This is a genomic window from Streptomyces sp. NPDC059853, assembly GCF_042731495.1.
Lineage (GTDB): Bacteria > Actinomycetota > Actinomycetes > Streptomycetales > Streptomycetaceae > Streptomyces.
This window is the reverse complement of sequence record NZ_JBHWJL010000467.1, coordinates 1-2,624: the sequence shown is the minus strand read 5'-3', so window position 1 is coordinate 2,624 and position 2,624 is coordinate 1. Positions and strand designations below refer to the sequence as shown.

The window sequence follows — 2,624 nt, the reverse complement described above, 5'->3', positions numbered from 1 at the left end:
CTCAGGAACTGGCCGCGCGGGTCGATCCGCGGATCCGGCTTCTTCGCCGCGGCACCGGACGGGGCTCCGGCACCCTCGTCCCCGCCCGCCCCGGCCGGGGCCGGCTCGGGCCGCGCGGCCGGTGCGGCGGCGCCGGGCGCGGGCGCGCCGGGCGGCGGAGCGGGCATCGGCTCCCCGTCCCTGGGCTCCGGGCGGCTGGTGCCGGGCATCCAGGTGGCACCGTTCCAGTACCGGATGTAGCCGGGAATCGACGGGTCCGGATACCAGTTGGGCCCCGGGCTGCCGCCGGCGCTTCCTGCGGGTGGGGAGCTCATGAGCGGTCCAGGTCTCCTCGTCCTACGGGGCTGTCTGCGGGCCGTCGCCGGGTATGCATGGTACGTCCCCCGGCGGGGCGGCAGATACCGTCATCACTGCTGACAGTCTCGCGGATGCCGCGCCGCGCGAAGCGGGCCGCCCGGCCGACACGCGGCCTTCGCAGAAAAATTTCCAAAGCGGCGTAATGACCGGCCCCTTCCCCCCTCTCTCCGTGCGCATGACCTGACAGGGAACACCGTGAAGGGGCGTCGCAGCGCATGAACACCACCGTCGAACGGGACATCGAACTCCAGCTGGTGCTCTCCCCCGAGCGCAGCATCCCGGTCCCCGCCCGCTTCGTGTACGGATCCGACGACCCGTACGCCGTCCACATCACCTTCCACTTCGGCTCCGACGCCCCCGTGCACTGGACCTTCTCCCGCGAACTGCTGGTGGAAGGGGTGTTCCGCCCCTCCGGGCACGGCGATGTGCGGGTGTGGCCGGCGCAGCAGGACGGGCGGGGCGTCATCTGTGTGGCGCTCAGCTCACCGGACGGGGACGCGCTGATCCAGGCGCCGGCCGTCGCGGTCTCGGCCTGGCTGGAGCGCACGCTGCGGGTGGTGCCGCCGGGCACGGAGTCGGAGAACACCGACCTGGAGGAAGAACTCTTCGCCCTGTTGACACCGGCGCCGGGCGACGACTGCTACCCGGGCGGCGACCCGTGGGGGACGCCGGACGGCCCGCTGGACGGCGACAGGTGAGCCGCCTGCCGTACCAGCGCGGTGGTGCGGTACGGCACCGGGTTCTCCATGACGATGGCGGTGGCCGCGCGCACGATGCCGTCGAAGCCCACCACCCGGTCGATCACGCGCTGGAGATCGGCGTTGGAGCGGGCGACGAGCCGGCACAGCATGTCGCCCTGGCCGGTGATGGTGTGCAGTTCCAGCACCTCGGGGACGGAGGCCAGATGGGCGCGGACCTCGGCGCCGCGCCCCTGCTTGATCTCCAGGGTGGCGAAGGCCGTCACCGGGTAGCCGATGGCGGCCGGATCCACCTCGGGGCCGAAACCCCGGATCACCCCGGTGCGGCGCAGCTTGTCCAGGCGCGCCTGGACGGTGCCGCGCGCGACCCCCAGGTGCCGGGAGGCTTCCAGTACGCCGATGCGCGGCCGGCGCGCGAGGAGTTCCAGCAGCCGGCCGTCCAGTTCGTCGATCGCCATACCGGGCTTGTCCCCGCTGGACAACCTGTACACACCGTACGGAGCTACGCGGGTTCGGCTGTACGGGTTGTCCAGCGCCCGCGACATCTCTTGCACACCTTGCTGAGGGGGCGCACCCTGCGCTTATGACTGAGCACACTGAGACCGACCCGTTCCCGGTCCAGGGGATGGACGCGGTGGTCTTCGCGGTGGGCAACGCCAAACAGGCCGCGCATTACTACTCGACGGCGTTCGGGATGACCCTCGTCGCCTATCAGGGCCCGGAGAACGGCAGCCGGGAGACCGCTTCGTACGTGCTGGAATCCGGAAGCGCCCGCTTCGTCTTCACCTCGGTCATCACCCCGGTGGGCGAGCGCGGGAAGGAACTGGCGCGGCACGTCGCCGAACACGGGGACGGGGTGATCGATCTGGCGATCGAGGTGCCCGACGCCCGGGCGGCGTACGCGCACGCGGTGTCCCGGGGCGCGCGGGGGATCACCGAGCCCCACGAGGTGAGCGACGACGACGGCACGGTGGTGCTGGCGACGCTGGCCACCTACGGCGAGACCCGGCACACGCTGGTGGAACGCTCCGGCTACAAGGGGGTGTACCTGCCGGGTTACGCGCCGGCCCGGCCGATCGTGGAGCCGGTGGAGGGGCGGCGCCGGGTGTTCCAGGCGGTCGACCACTGCGTGGGCAATGTGGAACTCGGCCGGATGAACGAGTGGGTGGACTTCTACCGCCGGGTCATGGGCTTCACCAATATGAAGGAGTTCGTGGGCGACGACATCGCGACCGAGTACTCGGCGCTCATGTCGAAGGTGGTGGCGGACGGCACCCGCAAGGTCAAGTTCCCGATCAACGAGCCGGCGCCGGGCAAGAAGAAGTCGCAGATCGACGAGTACCTGGAGTTCTACGGCGGCCCGGGCGTCCAGCACATCGCCCTGAACACCGGGGACATCGTGCACACCGTGCGCACCATGCGGGCGGCGGGGGTGGAGTTCCTGGACGTGCCGGATTCGTACTACGACACGCTGGGTGAATGGGTCGGGGAGACCCGGGTGCCGGTGGACACGCTGCGGGAGCTGAAGATTCTCGCCGACCGGGACGAGGACGGCTATCTGTTGCAGAT

General features: G+C 70.8%; 4 protein-coding genes. 2 read left to right on the top strand and 2 right to left on the bottom strand.

Going from position 1 to position 2,624, the window contains the following annotated elements; translation table 11 throughout:
* Window positions 1–314, bottom strand: a 314-nt coding sequence (locus tag ACFV5N_RS26815) for a DUF2510 domain-containing protein (protein WP_385604824.1), incomplete at its 3' end; no start/stop codon positions are given.
* A gap of 258 nt (window positions 315–572) precedes the next feature.
* Here ACFV5N_RS26815 and ACFV5N_RS26810 point away from each other — a divergent pair.
* Entirely contained in the window at window positions 573–1,055 is a 483-nt protein-coding gene (locus ACFV5N_RS26810; RefSeq protein WP_385604822.1) for an SsgA family sporulation/cell division regulator, read from the top strand.
* Here ACFV5N_RS26810 and ACFV5N_RS26805 read toward each other — a convergent pair.
* Window positions 998–1,513, bottom strand: a complete 516-nt coding sequence (locus ACFV5N_RS26805) for an Lrp/AsnC family transcriptional regulator (RefSeq protein ID WP_385604819.1) — start codon at window positions 1,511–1,513, stop codon at window positions 998–1,000. The two genes, ACFV5N_RS26810 and ACFV5N_RS26805, sit on opposite strands and share 58 nt — an antisense overlap.
* Before the next feature lie 125 nt (window positions 1,514–1,638).
* Here ACFV5N_RS26805 and hppD point away from each other — a divergent pair.
* A partial coding sequence (hppD, locus tag ACFV5N_RS26800) for a 4-hydroxyphenylpyruvate dioxygenase (protein WP_385604816.1) occupies window positions 1,639–2,624 on the top strand: 986 nt, incomplete at its 3' end.

Excerpts from the sequence above, each read along its gene's own strand:
- ACFV5N_RS26810 (WP_385604822.1), top strand. The coding sequence starts at position 573 with ATGAACACCACCGTCGAACGGGACATCGAACTCCAGCTGGTGCTCTCC.
- ACFV5N_RS26805 (WP_385604819.1), bottom strand. The coding sequence starts at position 1,513 with ATGGCGATCGACGAACTGGACGGCCGGCTGCTGGAACTCCTCGCGCGC.